The sequence below is a fragment of the Flavobacterium gelidilacus DSM 15343 genome (genome assembly GCF_000422685.1).
In the GTDB taxonomy this organism is placed as follows: domain Bacteria; phylum Bacteroidota; class Bacteroidia; order Flavobacteriales; family Flavobacteriaceae; genus Flavobacterium; species Flavobacterium gelidilacus.
The window spans coordinates 394531-411125 of the sequence record NZ_AUGN01000001.1; the positions used below are offsets into that span (position 1 = coordinate 394531).

Genomic DNA, 16595 nt, shown 5'->3' on the forward strand with positions numbered 1-16595 from the left:
TAAAAAAACCTGATTCAGATGAATCAGGTTTTTTTTTAATTATTGAGAGAATGATAGGCAATTAAACCATCAATTGGTCTTCTTAAAGCATTACCCATTTTATAATCATATTTTGTAAGAACAGCTTCTATTTCATCTTTTAAATAAAAAGCTATAGAACCCACAAAATGAACAGGCACATTTTTATGATTTTCATATTGCATAACATAATTTTTCACAAAAGACTTTAATTCCTTTTTAATTATTTTTTTGCAAAATTCTTCATCTTTATGCTTGATTAAAAACTTTGCAAAAGTAGCTAAGTAAGCATTTGGGTTAGGTTCTTTGTATAATTTATTTTTTATAAAATCAGCCTCAACATTAAACTCTTTCTCAAATTCTTTTGCTATATTTGGAGGCATTTTATTAAAATAATAACCTCTTAATAAGTGTCTACCAAAACGATTTCCAGAACCATCATCCATTGCAATATAACCTAAGGACTGTACCTTTTGATGTAATATTTTACCATCGAAGAAACTACAATTTGAACCTGTTCCTAAGATACAAACAATAGCTTTCTCATCTTTTGGAGTTGTAGCATAAACTGCCGCATAAGTATCTTCGTGAACCTTTACTTCAGCATTTTTAAAATACTCTTGGAAAACTTTAGTTAAAAAGTCTTTCATTCTATCAGTACCACAACCAGCTCCATAAAAATATAATTTAGAGGCTTTGTCTCTGTTGTGAGAAATATCAAATTTTTCTTCTAAACGACTTATTACTTGCTCTTTACTCAACACTTCTGGGTTTAAACCTAAAGTTTGTGTTGTAAAAAGCACCTTTCCTGAATCATCAATTGCAATCCAATCAGCTTTTGTAGAACCACTATCAACGAGTAATTTCATATTTTTTTGATTTTAAGATTATTAAAGTAAACTATACTCTAACAAACCAATTTCTAAATTCAAATTATAAATTAGCTACGTGCACTGATAAATCAATTAATTTACTTGAATATCCATATTCATTATCGTACCATGACATAATTTTGAAGAATGTTGAGTTTAATCCAATTCCAGCCTTAGCATCAACTATTGAAGTTCTTGGATCAGAGTTAAAATCAGTAGAAACTACATCATCTTCTGTATATCCTAAAATTCCTTTCATTTCGTTTTCTGAAGCTTTTTTCAAAACAGCCATAATTTCTTCATAAGAAGTTTCTTTGGCTAATTTAACCGTTAAATCTACTGCAGAAACGTCAGCAGTTGGAACACGCATTGACATACCAGTTAATTTTCCGTTTAATTCTGGAATTACTTTTCCAACCGCTTTTGCAGCACCTGTTGAAGAAGGAATCATATTTAATAAAGCAGAACGTCCACCACGGAAATCTTTCTTAGAAGGACCATCAACTGTTAATTGAGTAGCTGTTGTAGCATGAATAGTTGTCATTAAACCTTCAACAATTCCGAAGTTATCATTGATTACTTTTGCTAATGGAGCTAAACAGTTTGTTGTACAAGATGCGTTAGAAACAATAGTATCTGAGGCTTTAGCAGACATGTGATTTACTCCCATAACAAACATTGGAGCATCAGCAGAAGGAGCTGAAATTACTACTTTTTTTGCACCACCATCAATATGATATTGAGCCGTTTCTAAAGTTGTAAAAATTCCTGTACATTCAGCAACTACATCAACATCTACATCTTTGTCATCCCATTGGATTAATTTTGGATCTCTTTGTGCTGTAACCCTAATGTATTTGTCGTTTACATATAATTTTCCGTCTTTAACTTCTACTTTTCCAGCAAAACGACCGTGAACTGAATCATATTTTAATAAGTAAGCTAAATGATCTACCTCTAATAAATCATTAATCGCTACTACTTCTACATTATCTCTGTTAAATGTTTCTCTAAAAACAATTCTTCCAATTCTACCGAAACCGTTTATTCCTAATTTTACTTTTGACATTTTATTTTTTATTATTATTAATTATAATTTGTATATACTTTTGAAATTAAATTGACATGATATCAGAAACTCGTACTAATTCTAAATCAATTGGATATTCTCCTTTTATAGCTTGTTCTAATGGTGTTAATTCTATAACGTCTTTTAAAATTCCAACCATAAAATTTGATTTCCCTTCTAAAAGTGATTCAACTGCTTTTACTCCTAATCTTGAAGCTAAAACTCTATCAAAACACGATGGAGCACCACCACGTTGCATGTGACCTAAAACAGAAACCCTTACCTCATATTCGGGTAAATTTTCTTCCACGTAATCTTTTAATTCGAAAACGCTTTTTCCTATTTTATCTCCTTCAGAAACAACAACAATACTAGACGATTTACCTGATGCTTTACTTTTTCTTAAAGATTCTAACAAACGCTCTAAACCTAAATCTTCTTCAGGAATAAGGATTTCCTCTGCTCCTGCTCCAATTCCAGCATTTAAAGCAATATGTCCAGCATCACGTCCCATCACTTCGACAAAGAAAAGTCTGTTGTGTGAACTGGCTGTATCTCTAATTTTATCTATAACATCAACAACTGTGTTTAATGCTGTGTCGTATCCTAAAGTATGACTTGTTCCAAAAATATCGTTATCAATAGTTCCTGGAATTCCCATTACTGGAAAGTTATATTCATTATTGAAAATTTCTGCTCCAGTAAAAGAACCATCACCACCAATTACTATAAAAGCATCAATTCCAGCTTCTGTTAGTTTTTCGTAGGCTTTTTTTCTACCTTCAGGTGTTCTAAACTCAACAGAACGAGCCGATTTTAATACTGTACCACCTTTATTTACTATATTATTTACAGAACGTGGTCCCATTTCTTTGAAGTCACCTTCAATCATTCCTTGGTAACCTCTATAAATACCTATGCATTCAATATTATGAAAAGCACAAGTACGAACTACAGAACGAATAGCAGCATTCATTCCTGGTGAATCTCCACCAGAAGTTAGAACTCCGATTTTTGTAATGCTTTTTGACATTTTTTTTTATTATTTATTGTAAAATTAGCTGATTTATAATTTTTATTCAATCATTTCTGAAAAAATATAACAATTACTCATATTTTCAAACGTTTTCGTTGATAAGTTTCTTGAGAAATCAATTTAAAACACTTGAATTAAATATGATTTTTAGAAAATAAAAGTAGAATAATGAGAATTATTCAATCTCAGGAGCTGTTTCTTCTTTTTCTTGCTCTTTCTTTTTATTCTTATCTTGTACAGTAGTAATGTTAATGTATTCTGGATCTAAATCAGAATCAGGAGGAATTTCATCATAAGGATTTTTTTCTCCTTTTGCTTTTAAAGTATTTGGGGCAAAAACTTTTCTCCATAACTCAGAAATATTATCAAAATCAACATTATATGATAATCCGATACCTTGAGTATACCCAATTCCTTGACCAATGTAACTAATATCGTTTTCTTTATTAAATGCTCTTGCACGCAAAGTATTATCTTCATTTAATTGATATTGCAACTCAACATTTCCAACTACACCAGACTGACTAATTCCACCAACTGGAACTCCGACTTTACCATTAATAGAAAGTTTATCATTGATTTGAGAACTTAAATTTACTCCAACTTGATCAGAAGTGTTATTTATTCGTGAACCTGTTGTGTAACCTAAACCTACTTTTATTTTATCATCTTCATTTGAAATAATATCTTGTAACAAACTACTAGCGGTTTCACTCAATGCATTAGAGTAATAATCGCTTGCAACTGCACCTTGTGCAAAATAAGTTCCACCCGCTAAAACAGAAAGTGCTTGCTGTTGACGCGTATCTTTATCCGCTAGTTTATATAAAATTTCTGATTTATAAACAGAACTTACATTTGGATATTCTAAACTAAAATCTGTTTCTGGATTTTCTAGATTACCTGTTATTTTGATTACAACATCAGTGTCAACTTTTCTATTAGATATAGACGAAGACTCTAACAGTACTGAAGGATTTGTTTGGGTGTGATAAACAGCTTCGAGATTTAAAGTTGCATTCATAGGATCACCTTGCCAAACGATATTACCGTATTTTTTAACGGCTAATTTTTTAGAAATAATTCCTCCATATTTAAAATTATATTCTCCTTCATAAACCATAAAGTCACCTACCATCTCAAAAACTCCATTAGTGTTGATGTGCATATTCATACCTCCTGCACCTCTCCCCTTCATAGCATGGCCAGTTTCTTGGTTTAAAATTACTGCTATTTCTGCATCTGGAGTAATATCAAAATCTAGCACCAAATCTAAACCTCCAAGATTTTTAATATTTTCTTTAATTATTTTTTCTTCACCAACTTTAATGATATTGATATAAGAAACCTCTCCATAATTTTCGGTATCTTTTACTGGGATTTTAATAGATGTTCCTTTTTCTGATTTTCCTGAAACTTTTATTTTTAAAGCTTCAACTGGTCCATTTATAGAAGCTGTTCCGTTTAAGAAAGCAGTTCCATAATAATACTCATCTTCTTTTTCTTTTGTATCTAATGCTAAAATATTTCTTGAAGATAAATTTAAATCTAAGACCCAATTATTTAAATTTTTGTGTTTTACATTTCCTGAAATAATTCCTCTAGTATTGTATTTGGTATCTGTGATTTCAAAACTTCTAAATAAAAACTGATTTTCTGTCACATCTATTCTAGATCTATCTTCTAAATTAAAATCAACATTTAAATAAGGTATATTCATACCTGCTTTATCTAAATAAATAATACCATCAATTTCTGGATCATTAGCTTTTCCTGTAATACTTGCCCTTCCTGTTGCTAAACCTCTCATGTCTGAAAAAACACTACTCAACAATGGTCCAAGTGGCTTAATGTCAAAATCTTCAAACTTTGTATCTAATGATAATAAAGCCTCTTTATTGACAATTTCTATTGTTCCTTTAGTATAAAAACTTTCAAAATCATCTCTAATAATCGTTGAGTTTACATTAAATTTTCTAAAATATTCATCACTTGTTATTTGAAGCTTTAAATCTCCAACATCATAATCATTAATTTGTAAACTATCTATCCTAACATCAGAAATAGGTTTGTAAATATCTTTATCTTGTTTGAAGTCAATCATTCCATTCATTCTACCAGCAAACGTAAGGTTGTTTAATGCTGGTGTAACTTTATCTAGGTCAACATTATTAAACTTAAGATTTAAATCTTTATAATCCTTCCCTTTTATAACACCTTCAAAAGAAAAAGATTCATCCTTATTTGAAAATAATAGTTTTTGAAAATCGAAATTTTCTAACTTTTTATCAAATACAATTTTGTTTTTTGAATCTTCACCTTCATTTATATACCAAAGACTGTTTTTAAAGTTTATTTCTGAATTTTTAAAACCAATTACTGAATTTTTATCTTGGTCAATCGTGTGATATAAATTTAAATCATATTTGTCCTCTTTATCTTTTCCACCTTTAAATTCTGTTCTAAAGAATAAAGTATCGTTTTGAGTAATGTTAATTAAATTGAATTCAGAAATATCATAGAAATCAGTATGCAAACTATCTAATGAAATATAGGCATTGTATAAGGGATTTTTATTATCGATATCAATCGTAATTCCACTAAACTTATTCTTATCAATTGATACGGAAGGCGATTTAAAATCAAGTGTAAATAATTCTTCATCTGAAATAATTTTACCCTTAACTCTTGTGTTTTCTCCAACTTCAACATTTGGCAAAATGGCTCCAATAATCTTATTGTAAATCGTAAAATCAAAAGTCATATACTGATTTGGCAATAGCTTATTTGGCGAATAATTGGCATATAAACTTCCAACAGCATTTTCTAATAATTTTTGTAATTGATTGAATTTGAACTTACCAACTACTCTTCCACTAACAATATCAGGTGACTCTACAGTTATAGTTCTTTCATTATTTGAATCAAAAGTTGATTCTAAAATAAAATCATCAAAAAAGTAGAAATCCTTATTATTTTGATAATATAAATTTTTTAAATCAATAGTTCCATAAATTTCATCAATAGAATTTCCAGTAGCATTTATATCCACTAACCCTTTTATAATCGAAATAGTATCTTTGGTATAGATATTTAAAGCTCTAAGGTTTGCGTAATCAATATTAGCTTTAAAATTATAGTTTTTAGATTTTGAACTCAAATCAACAATCCCATTAAAATCCATTTTAAGATTTTTATCATTGCTATTAAAGTATCCTTGAAACAAAGGCATTTTTAATTTACCGTCAATTTCAATTTTTTGATAGGTATAACCATCGTAAGTTAGCGACTCAACATAACCATTAATTTTAGTATCTAAATATTCTTTTGTGAATCCTTTACCGTCAACATCTAGATTTAGTGTTGTTTTACCTATGGCTTTTTCACTAATTAAGGTTCCAATATCAAATCTATTTAAAACAACATTACCATTATATTCAGCTTTGTCAATATTACTTAAATTATTGATGTATAATTTTGATTTTAAATAACCTAGTTCCGATAACATAACAATATCAGCATCTATATCATTATAAGTTAAATCCATTGTGCCGTTGATATCAAAACTACCTAAAAGCGCTAAAGATGATGGCAGTCTTTCTCCTAAAAGTTTTGGCATTAAACTTTTAATATCATCATATCTAGAGTAAATTTTATTGAAATTCCCAGAAATTTCAAACTCCTTCTCTTTTTTAGTCAATAAATTTTTAAAAGTTACATTACCTCTAATTTCTGAGCCGTATTTATCTACTAGACTTAGGTTATTAGTTGTGAAGTTATTTAGCGTTCCTTTTAAATGTGTATCAACATAAAAAGTGTTATTTGGACCAAATTCATTATAAAAATAATTTAAATCATCAGTTGAAATTGTTGCTTTATCAATTTGAACATCAAAAACTACTTTGTTGTTAAAATCTTTAAAATCTTCTCTTTTATATAACAACTTTACGTTACCCTCAAAATTTGAATTTACGGTTTTTAAAGCTAATGTATCTAAAATTATATTTGTCTTAGTATAAGTAAACTTTGAAGCTAAGTTAGTAATTTCGACACCTCTATGTTCTTTAAATGCTAATGATTTAATTGAAGTTGTAACATCACTTCCTTTAATTGCAAATTGATCAAGTTCTCCATTTAAGTTTGTAAAATAGAGTAGTTTTGGCGTTTCTAAATTATAATCTGTATAGGAAAACGAACTATTGCTAATTTTCATATTATTAACGAACATTCTAAATTTTCCTGAACTTGGACTTCCATCATCAAACGAAGCAATAAAATCATCTAGATTGGTTTCTTTATCTCCTTCGTATTGTATGATGTTAAAATGTAAACCATCAGCTATCAAATTTTTTAAATAAGGATGACCATTATTTATTAATTTACTAACCTGAAGAATTGACGTTTGAAGCTTGTCAATTTGAAAAAGGTCACCGTTTTTTTTATCTTTTGCTACAATGTTTTTCAACTTTACATTTCCAAAAGGACTTATAGCAACTTTCTCAATAGATAAATTAGTACCAAAATCTTCGTTTAAGGAATTCGTAACATATTGACCTAGTTTTGTTTGCACAAAAGGCAATGACAAAAGTATACCCGAAACGAGTAACAAAATCAATAAACCCAAAAGGGTACGAAGTACTATTTTTTTAAATGTTTTGATACGAAAAAAATGTTTTAAATTTGTGCTTTAAAATTAACACTAAACTTTCGGAAACAAAAATAACTATTTTTGAAAGATATTCTTACTAATTAACAAATTTCGTGCCTCTTTTATGATAAATAAATCAATATACACATTAGCCATTGAAAGTTCTTGTGATGATACATCAGCTGCTGTATTAATTAACGATAAAGTTATATCAAATGTTGTAGCTGGGCAACCGATTCATGAAGAATTTGGTGGCGTTGTACCAGAATTAGCCTCAAGAGCTCATCAACAAAACATTGTACCTGTTGTAGATATAGCCCTAAAAAAAGCTGGAATTACTAAAGAAAACTTAAGTTGTATAGCATTTACTCAAGGTCCAGGATTAATGGGTTCCTTATTAGTTGGTGGTTCATTTGCTAAATCAATGAGTCTAGCTTTAGAGATTCCGTTAATCGCTGTTAACCACATGAAAGCTCATATTTTAGCTCATTTTATTGATGAAGACGGATTTGATAAACCTACTTTCCCCTTTTTAGCATTAACAATTAGTGGTGGTCATACACAAATTGTGAAAGTCAATAGTTTCTTTAATTTAGAAATTATTGGCGAAACAACGGATGATGCAGTTGGAGAAGCTTTTGATAAAAGTGCCAAAGTATTAGGTTTTCCTTATCCTGGTGGGCCATTAATTGATAAATTTGCTAAAGAAGGAAATCCGAAAGCCTATAAATTTACCAAACCTAAAGTAGATGGTTTAAATTTTAGTTTTAGTGGTTTAAAGACACAAATTCTATATTTCATTCAAAAAAGTGTAGCAGATAATCCTAACTTTATTGAAGAAAACAAAGCCGACATTTGTGCTTCTATTCAACACACAATTATAAATATCTTAATGGATAAGCTAAAAATGGCTGTTGCTGAAACAGGAATTAATCAAATTGCCATTGGTGGTGGTGTTTCTGCAAATTCAGGTATTAGACAAACTCTTAAAGAAGGAGAAGCAAAATACGGTTGGAAAACCTACATTCCAAAATTTGAATACACAACTGACAACGCTGCAATGATAGGTATAGTTGGCTATTATAACTTTTTAGAAAATAACTATAGTGATGCTTCAACAGTTTCTAAAGCTCGAATTAAATTTTAAATTAAATACATGCAATTATTCTATAATTCTGAAATAAAATCAACAGACACTTTCTTTCAATTTGATAAAGAAGAAAGTAAACACATTATAAAAGTTCTTAGAAAAAGAGGTGGTGATATTATTTATATTACTAATGGAAAAGGAAATTTATTTCATTCTGAAATCACCTTAGAATCAGAAAAAAAATGTGAAGTTAAAATCATTAAAATTGATACTTTTGAGGCAAGAAAATATAATTTACATATTGCTATTGCTCCAACAAAAATGAATGATCGATTAGAATGGTTTTTGGAAAAAGCAACTGAAATTGGAATCGATGAAATCTCACTAATTCTTTGTGATCATTCAGAAAGAAAGACTTTTAAAATCGATAGAGCTGAAAAAATTATTCAAGCAGCAATGAAGCAATCTAACCAGTTTTATTTACCAAAAATCAACGAACCTATTTCATTTATTGAGTTTATATCTAAAGAAACTGATTCTTTAAAATTTATTGCTCATTGTGAAGAAGATAAAAAAGATTTATTCAAAAATGGAATTCAAGCTAATCAAAATATTTTAGTATTAATTGGACCAGAAGGAGATTTTTCTCCTAAAGAAATTGCATTAGCCTTGAAAAATAATTTTATTCCTGTATCTTTGGGAAACACTAGGTTACGAACAGAAACAGCAGGTATTGTTGCTTGTCATACTGTAGCTTTAATTAACGAATAGATGAAAAAAATACTAACTTTTGGCGTTTTATTATTTTGGAGTTTAGGCTTCTCACAAGAAATAGCTTTAGCTAAATATGCTGGTGGAGGCGATTGGTATGCAAACCCAACTTCTTTACCAAACTTAGTAAAATATTGCAATCAAACTATCAATACAAGATTAAACACAAAAGTAGCAACTGTTGAAGTAGGAAGTGCAGAAATATTCTCTTATCCCTTTGTTCACATGACAGGACATGGAAATGTTGTTTTTAGTCCAAATGACGTAGAAAATCTTAGAAACTATCTAAATTCAGGTGGTTTTCTGCATATTGATGATAATTTTGGTATGGATGAATATATCAGAAAAGAAATAAAAAAATTATTCCCAAATAATGATTTAAAGGAAATTCCGTCCAATCATGAGATTTTTCAAGGACCAAATTTATTTTCAAATGGTTTACCAAAAATTCATGAACATGAAAATAAAAAACCACAAGCTTTTGGAATTTTCATAGAAAACAAATTAGTTTTACTTTATACATTTGAATGCGATTTGGGTGATGGTTGGGAAGACAAAGAAGTTCACAATGATCCAGAAAGTGTTAGAGAAAAAGCCTTTAAAATGGGAGCCAATATTATTAATTATGTCTTTAAGAATTAATAATCCTTTACGGTTTTTACGCATATTTAAATAATTTCATATAATTTTTGTAAAAATTTTATTTTTGTGTTAATATTTTAATTAAAATTGCATCATATTAACAAACCAAATTTTATTATATGAAAAAATTGATTTTATCAGCATCTTTATTGATGTTATTATTTTCTTGTACAGAAAATGATTCTACTGATTTAGTTTCTGCAACTAACGAAGTTGCGCACAGAGGTTGTGCCTCACACGATGTTCTTTTAAACAAATTAAATGAAGACCCACAATTAGCTGACAGAATGAATGAAATTGAATCATTTACTGAATTAGCTATGAAAGAAGGTAGATTAGTAAATGGTAGAATTGAAATTCCTGTTGTTGTTAATGTTTTATACAAAACAACAGCTGAGAATATTTCTTTAGCTCAAATTCAATCTCAAATCGATGTATTGAATAAAGACTTTAATGCAACAAATTCAGACTTTAACAATGTGCCTTCTACATTTTCTGGAGTTAAAGCAAACGTTGGGATAACTTTCGTTTTAGATGCTGTTGTTAGAAAAAGTACAACTAAAGTATCTTGGAAAACTGACGATTCAATGAAAAAATCAAATAGAGGTGGAATCGCTCCTACTAGTCCAACTACAAAATTAAACCTTTGGGTATGTAATATGAGTGGTGGAATCTTAGGTTATGCTCAATTTCCTGGAGGTTCTTCTGCGACTGATGGAGTTGTAATAGATAATAATGCTATGGGAACAAATGGATCTGCTTCTGCTCCTTTTAATTTAGGTAGAACTGCAACTCATGAAGTTGGTCACTGGATGAACTTAAGACATATTTGGGGCGATGCAACTTGTGGAAGTGATTTAGTAAATGATACACCTTCTCACAATACTGCAAATTATGGTTGTCCTTCTTTTCCTCATTATTCAACTTGTTCAGGAACTCCTTTAGAAATGACAATGAATTATATGGATTATTCGGATGATGCATGTATGTATATGTTTTCAAACGGCCAAAAAAGTAGAATGCTAACTATTTTCTCTACTGGTGGTGCAAGAAATTCTTTTGCTCAACCTTAATTATTATAAGTTTAAAATTAAATTTAAAAACTCGTTATTTTATAGCGAGTTTTTTTTAATTTAGCCGTATGACATCAAAATCATTAGCTAGCGGAATTTTAAGAGCAATAGGCATATTAATACTTGTTGCGCTAAGTCTTTATATAATTTACCAAGTATCTACAGTTATTGTTTATTTGATAATTTCTATTATTTTTACTTTAATTGCAAGTCCAGTTGTAAAGTTTTTAAAAGGAAAATTAAAGTTCAAAAATACCTTAGCTGTTGCCACTACTTTATTTATATTTATTTTAATTCTCGTTGGTTTTATTCTACTCTTTGTTCCATTAATAATAAATCAAGTTGATAAATTATCTTTACTTGATATTAATTCTTTAAAACAAAATTATACTACAATACTCGAAGAATTAACTACTTACTTTTCAAAATACAACATTAATCTCTCAAAAATATTTGATAGCTCTTCAATGGTTAAAAGTATAGATTTTAATTTTGTACCTAACCTAATCAACGGAATTATAAATGTTTTAGGTAATTTTAGTGTTGGTTTAGTTTCTGTAATTTTTATCACATTTTTTCTATTAAAAGATAAAGCTTATTATTTTAAGAGCTTCAAAAGTCTTTTACCGAATTCAAACAAAGAAAAAATTGTAGATTCAGTTAGAAAAAGTAATGCTCTTTTATCGAGATACTTCATTGGCTTAATGCTTCAATTGTTTATTGTTTTTATTTTATATTTAGTTGTGTTACTTGTATTTGGCGTTGACAATGCCTTTATAATTGCTTTATTATGTGCCATATTAAATATAATACCTTATGTAGGTCCTATAATTAGTACAATTTTAGCTGCTTTATTAACAATGATAAGTAACATTCAAGGAGATTTTTCTACAGAAATAATTCCAACAACAATTTATGTAGTTATTGGATTTATGTTGGTTCAATTTATTGATAATAATTTTAGCCAACCTATTATTTTTTCAAAAAGTACAGATTCACATCCTTTACAAATATTTTTAGTTATTCTTATGGCTGGTTATCTTTTTGGAATTACAGGAATGATTGTAGCTGTTCCAATGTATACAGTTTTGAAAGTAATTGCAAAAGAGTTTTTTCCGGAAAATACATTTGTAAAATTGATAACGAAAAGTAATTAATTTTGGGTTTTTCAATCTTATTATCAGAGGAAGTTCAGGATTTTATCCAAAGTATGTTAGAGGCAAATACTTCTGAATTAGCTTTAAAGAAAAATCCTTTTCCTACAATTGATTATCCTCAACTAATTAATCAAATTATTGCCAAAAAGAAAGCTAAAGATAAATTACCAACTTGGTTTGAAACTAAAAAGATCGTTTATCCTGCAAAAATTTCAATAGAACAAACTTCTTCTGAAAGTACAGCTAAATATAAAGCATCTCTAATCAATGGTGAAAAATTAATTGATCTAACTGGTGGTTTTGGAGTTGATGACTTTTATTTTGCTCAAAAATTTAAAGAAGTAGTTCATTGTGAGATGAATGCTGATTTATCTGTAATTGTTCAACATAATTTTAAAGTACTGAATCAAAAAAACATTACTTGCCATCATGGTGATAGTTTTGATGTTCTAAAAGACTTAAAAACCTCATTTGAATGGATTTACATTGATCCATCTAGAAGAAGTGATGTAAAAGGAAAAGTATTTCTATTAAATGATTGTTTGCCAAATGTACCTGAATTATTGGAAGATTATTTTAAATACTCCAATAACATTCTAATTAAAACAGCACCAATTTTAGATTTAACTTCTGGCTTGAATGAATTAAGTTTCGTAAAGAAAATTCATATTGTTGCTATTAAAAATGAAATTAAAGAATTGCTTTGGGAAATTGAAAAAGGATTTGATGATGATGTTATAATTTCTTCAGTAAACATTGAAAATGAAACCATAAATCATTTTGAAACTATTTATAGAAAAGAATATTACGTTTCCTATTCGTTACCAAAAAAATATTTATATGAACCTAACAGCTCCATAATGAAATCTGGAAACATGAATGCAATTTCAGATTTTTATAAAATAGATAAATTACACCAACATTCACATTTATTTACTTCAGATGAAATAGTAGCTTTTCAAGGTCGTAGTTTTCAAATTAATCAGGTTTTACCCTTTCAAAAGGAATTTATGAAGCAATTTCAAAATCAAAAAATGAATTGCACTACTAGAAACTTTCCTTTAAGTGTAGAAGAAATCAAAAAAAAGTTTAAAATTAAAGATGGTGGTACTATATTTGCTTTCTTTACAACAAATCTCAATAACGAAAAAATCGTACTTATATGTACAAAATTATACCTATGAAAAATTATATTTTAGTCTTGTTTTTATTAATTACAACCTTTTCATTTGCCCAAAAAAAAGATTGTAAAATTGATTTTGAAGAAAAAACAGATTCAACCTACATAAAAAAAACATCTGAAGTTTTAATACATGAAAGAGTTTTTGGAAATAACAAAGAAATGATTTTCTTTTCGTTACTAAATTCAGAAGGAGTTCCAATGCTTGGCTTACAACAAATTCAAAAAAGTACAGAGTTTATTCCAGCCTTGTGTTTTGATAAAAATTCAAAAATAATTTTTCAATTAGAAAACGGAAAATTTGTTACACTAGTCAATTCAAGTCAAGAAAATTGTAGTTCATTAACTTATGACGCTACTTCTAAAAGTAATATCAAAATTATAACTAATTATTTTTTATTTGTAAAAGACAATTATGAAGACTTAAAAAAATATCCTATTTCCATAATGCGAATAATTTATGTTGCTGACAAGAAAGATATTGCTTTAAAAAACAAAATGACTTCAGAACTACTTAAGGATACATCTGCTCCTTCTTCTTATTTTATAGATTACTTGCACTGTATTGAATAAGGATGAATATAAAAAAATAGAATAAAAAAATCCACTTTATAAAGTGGATTTTTTTTGTGGGCGATGAGGGGTTCGAACCCCCGACCCCCTCGGTGTAAACGAGGTGCTCTGAACCAGCTGAGCTAATCGCCCTTTTAGTTTGCTATACTTGTACCGTATTGCGAGTGCAAATATACACTAGAATTTGCTTATTACAAGTGTTTTTTGCTAAAATTTATTCTTTTTTAATATCATTTAAAATGACTTTGTCATCGTAGCTAATCATTTCTATTATAATATTCTGATTAGCAATTGTTTTGCCTTCAACAATATACAGTTTACCGTTCTCTAAGGGTTTGTTGCTTTTAGAAAAATCAACTTCTCCATGCTCTAAACTCATTTTTATATCGTCTAAAGTCACCCATTTTTCATCGAATTTTTTATTTGCTTCATCTCCTATTTTAAGAGGCTTAGAGCGAAGATCTTTTAAAACTCTACAATTGGGGAAATAACAAAAAGAAACTCCACTTGCTTCTGCTTTTTTAGTCATAAAGAAATAAACGAATACTATTCCGATCATTAATCCGAATAAATAAAATGCTAATCTATAACGTAAACTCATTGTTTAATTTTTTTTGCAAAAATACGCTTAAAAAAACAAAAGCCCTAAAAAATTAGGGCTTTTGAATATATAAAGGAAAAGAAAAATTATTTTTTCTCTTTTTTCTCCATTGCAGCTTTTAATTCAGCTAATGCATCAATATCACCTAAAGTAGATTTCTCAGCATTGTTGTTTGAAGAATTAGATTCAACAGCAGCTTTTACATGTTTTTCTTCTTCCTCACGGAAAATTGCAGTATGTGAAGCAACTACTCTTTTAAATTCTTTATTGAATTCGATAACTTTGAAATCAGCAGTATCACCTTTTTTCAATTTTTTACCGTCTTCTTTTTCTAAATGACGTGTTGGAATAAAAGCAACGATATCATCACCAAATTCTACAGTTGCACCTTTGTCAACAATTTCAGCAATTTCACCATTGTGGATAGTTCCTACAGCGAAAGAATCTTCATATTTGTCCCAAGGATTAGCAGTAGTTTGTTTGTGACCTAAAGATAATTTACGTCCATCAACATCTAATTCTAATACAATAACTTCTAAGTTATCTCCAACATTTACAAATTCTGATGGATGTTTGATTTTCTTAGTCCAAGATAAATCAGAGATATATACTAAACCGTCAATTCCTTCTTCTAATTCAACAAATACACCAAAGTTTGTAAAGTTTCTTACAATACCCGTGTGCGTTGAACCAACTGGGAATTTAGTAGTAATATCAGTCCAAGGATCTTGCGATAATTGTTTGATACCTAATGACATTTTACGGTCATCTCTATCTAAAGTTAAAACAACTGCTTCTACTTCATCACCGATTTTCATGAAATCTTGTGCTGAACGTAAATGTGTTGACCAAGACATTTCAGAAACGTGAATAAGTCCTTCAACTCCTTCAGCAACTTCTACGAATGCACCATAGTCAGCAATAACAACAACTTTACCTTTAACTTTATCACCGATAGCTAAATCAGCACCTAAAGCATCCCAAGGATGAGCGTTTAATTGTTTTAATCCTAATTGAATTCTTGTTTTCTCATCATCGAAATCAAGGATTACAACGTTTAATTTTTGATCTAATTCAAGAACTTCAGATGGGTGGTTAATTCTAGACCAAGAAAGGTCAGTAATGTGAATTAATCCATCTACTCCACCTAAGTCAATAAAAACACCATAAGAAGTAATGTTTTTAACAACACCTTCTAATACTTGTCCTTTTTCTAATTGACCGATGATTTCTTTTTTCTGAATCTCAATATCTGCTTCAATAAGCGCTTTATGAGAAACTACTACGTTTTTAAATTCGTGATTAATTTTCACAACTTTAAATTCCATAGTTTTGTTTACGTATTGATCGTAGTCACGAATTGGCTTAACATCAATTTGAGAACCTGGTAAGAATGCTTCAATTCCGAAAACATCTACAATCATACCACCTTTAGTTCTACACTTAACAAAACCGTTAACAATTTCTCCAGTTTCGTTTGCAGAGATAACTCTATCCCATGCTTTGATAGTTCTTGCTTTTCTGTGAGATAATACTAATTGACCTGTTTTGTCCTCACGGATGTCGATTAATACTTCTACTTTGTCCCCAACTTTTAATCCTGGGTTGTAACGAAATTCGTTTAATGAAATAACACCTTCCGATTTAGCATTGATATCAACGATAGCATCTCTATCTGTGATTCTAACTACGATACCATCAACTACTTCGTCATCTTTTGTATCGATGAACGTTTTAGCTACTAAATCTTCGAATTCTTGTAAGTTTTTTTGATCTACGACATCTATTCCTTCAGAATAATTATGCCAGTTAAAATCTGCTAAAAACTGTTCTTGTGTTTTTGTTGTTTCAGACATGCTGATAAT

The 16595-nt window shown here is 29.1% G+C and carries 13 protein-coding genes and 1 tRNA gene; 7 read left to right on the forward strand and 7 right to left on the reverse strand.

Features of this window, described 5'->3' with window-relative positions; genetic code table 11:
* Positions 1 to 35: 35 nt before the first annotated feature.
* The 4 genes from G507_RS0101825 to G507_RS0101840 form a co-directional block, all read right to left on the reverse strand.
* The gene (locus G507_RS0101825; protein WP_026715883.1) at positions 36 to 887 is read right to left on the reverse strand and encodes a BadF/BadG/BcrA/BcrD ATPase family protein; all 852 of its coding nucleotides are present in this window, start codon (positions 885 to 887) and stop codon (positions 36 to 38) included.
* A 64-nt stretch (positions 888 to 951) separates the two neighbouring features.
* Positions 952 to 1959, reverse strand: coding sequence for a type I glyceraldehyde-3-phosphate dehydrogenase (gene gap / locus G507_RS0101830; protein ID WP_026715884.1), 1008 nt, complete (start codon positions 1957 to 1959; stop codon positions 952 to 954).
* A gap of 46 nt (positions 1960 to 2005) precedes the next feature.
* Complete coding sequence (gene pfkA, locus G507_RS0101835; RefSeq protein WP_026715885.1) at positions 2006 to 2992, reverse strand: 6-phosphofructokinase; 987 nt, start codon at positions 2990 to 2992, stop codon at positions 2006 to 2008.
* A 178-nt stretch (positions 2993 to 3170) separates the two neighbouring features.
* Positions 3171 to 7655: a translocation/assembly module TamB domain-containing protein gene (locus G507_RS0101840; protein WP_462937123.1), complete on the reverse strand. Its 4485-nt coding sequence runs from the start codon at positions 7653 to 7655 to the stop codon at positions 3171 to 3173.
* A 112-nt stretch (positions 7656 to 7767) separates the two neighbouring features.
* Between G507_RS0101840 and tsaD the strand changes: the two genes are divergently transcribed.
* The 7 genes from tsaD (at position 7768) to G507_RS0101875 (ending at position 14129) form a co-directional block, all read left to right on the forward strand.
* Positions 7768 to 8790 (forward strand): tRNA (adenosine(37)-N6)-threonylcarbamoyltransferase complex transferase subunit TsaD, encoded by a 1023-nt coding sequence (gene tsaD, locus G507_RS0101845; protein WP_026715887.1) that lies wholly within the window; start codon positions 7768 to 7770, stop codon positions 8788 to 8790.
* Positions 8791 to 8799: 9 nt separating this feature from the next.
* A complete protein-coding gene (locus G507_RS0101850; protein ID WP_026715888.1) occupies positions 8800 to 9504 on the forward strand; it encodes a 16S rRNA (uracil(1498)-N(3))-methyltransferase in 705 nt (234 codons plus the stop codon).
* The gene (locus G507_RS0101855; RefSeq protein ID WP_026715889.1) at positions 9505 to 10146 is read left to right on the forward strand and encodes a DUF4159 domain-containing protein; all 642 of its coding nucleotides are present in this window, start codon (positions 9505 to 9507) and stop codon (positions 10144 to 10146) included.
* A 119-nt stretch (positions 10147 to 10265) separates the two neighbouring features.
* A complete protein-coding gene (locus G507_RS0101860) occupies positions 10266 to 11219 on the forward strand; it encodes a zinc metalloprotease (protein WP_026715890.1) in 954 nt (317 codons plus the stop codon).
* Between the two features lie 68 nt (positions 11220 to 11287).
* Positions 11288 to 12376 carry an AI-2E family transporter gene (locus G507_RS0101865; protein ID WP_026715891.1) on the forward strand — a complete coding sequence of 363 codons (1089 nt, stop codon included), beginning with the start codon at positions 11288 to 11290 and terminating at the stop codon, positions 12374 to 12376.
* 2 nt (positions 12377 to 12378) lie between these two features.
* The gene (locus G507_RS0101870; RefSeq protein WP_026715892.1) at positions 12379 to 13560 is read left to right on the forward strand and encodes a THUMP-like domain-containing protein; all 1182 of its coding nucleotides are present in this window, start codon (positions 12379 to 12381) and stop codon (positions 13558 to 13560) included.
* Positions 13557 to 14129 carry a hypothetical protein gene (locus G507_RS0101875; protein WP_026715893.1) on the forward strand — a complete coding sequence of 191 codons (573 nt, stop codon included), beginning with the start codon at positions 13557 to 13559 and terminating at the stop codon, positions 14127 to 14129. The genes G507_RS0101870 and G507_RS0101875 overlap by 4 nt, the downstream gene beginning before the upstream one ends.
* A 57-nt stretch (positions 14130 to 14186) precedes the next feature.
* Here G507_RS0101875 and G507_RS0101880 read toward each other — a convergent pair.
* The 3 genes from G507_RS0101880 to rpsA form a co-directional block, all read right to left on the reverse strand.
* Positions 14187 to 14261: transfer RNA gene (locus tag G507_RS0101880), tRNA-Val, on the reverse strand.
* Between the two features lie 82 nt (positions 14262 to 14343).
* Positions 14344 to 14730, reverse strand: a complete 387-nt coding sequence (locus tag G507_RS0101885) for a DUF4258 domain-containing protein (RefSeq protein WP_026715894.1) — start codon at positions 14728 to 14730, stop codon at positions 14344 to 14346.
* 86 nt (positions 14731 to 14816) lie between these two features.
* Positions 14817 to 16586, reverse strand: coding sequence for a 30S ribosomal protein S1 (gene rpsA / locus G507_RS0101890; protein ID WP_026715895.1), 1770 nt, complete (start codon positions 16584 to 16586; stop codon positions 14817 to 14819).
* Positions 16587 to 16595 lie beyond the last annotated feature (9 nt).